This is a genomic window from Bowmanella dokdonensis (assembly GCF_017254865.1).
Classification (GTDB): Bacteria; Pseudomonadota; Gammaproteobacteria; order Enterobacterales; family Alteromonadaceae; genus Bowmanella; species Bowmanella dokdonensis.
The window spans coordinates 1-574 of sequence record NZ_JAFKCV010000062.1 but is presented as its reverse complement, the minus strand read 5'-3'; the positions used below and the strand labels follow the sequence as shown (position 1 = coordinate 574).

The 574-nt window shown below is 44.8% G+C and carries 1 protein-coding gene; it reads right to left on the bottom strand.

Features of this window, described 5'->3' with window-relative positions; genetic code table 11:
• Nucleotides 1–172: 172 nt before the first annotated feature.
• The coding region (locus tag J0A66_RS21550) for a putative 2OG-Fe(II) oxygenase (protein ID WP_241264370.1) at nt 173–574 on the bottom strand (402 nt) is incomplete at its 5' end.

Genomic DNA, 574 nt, shown 5'->3' with positions numbered 1-574 from the left:
ACCCCCTGCTCCGTAGAACGGTAGAAACCGTAAGCATTTCGTAAAATGTTTGCACAGGAAGCCAAAAACATTTCACCTTTAGACATTTCAATTGCCCCAGGATGACGCTTTAATCGATCATCATTAGCTTGAGCACTGGTAAAGTTTCCCCAAAACACTGCCATCTCTCCTCTTATTCTTCTACTGGTACAACATCAAACGCCACTGTCACTCTGTACTCCTGATCATCAAAAGGTTCAGTGCCATGCCACATCATAGACGGAAACAAGGCAACACTGCCTGCCTCAGGCTTAATGCAATAGTCAGGATCCATGGAAAACAGTCTTCCTAACTCCGCCTGGCCAAATTTTATCCAACCATTTCCGCTGCGCTGCACGGCTTTAGGCACTGACACATAATAACTTCCGCTTATCCACCCCTCACTATGATAATGGTTACGATGATATCCGCTATTGTTGAGCCTGACGGACCAGGCTCCGCTGAACAAAAAGTCTTGTCTTAATCGTCTTGTAAAAGGATGTGAATTATCAAAGGAAAGGTGGCTAATGTAGGCGGCGATAACTTGTTTAAGTTG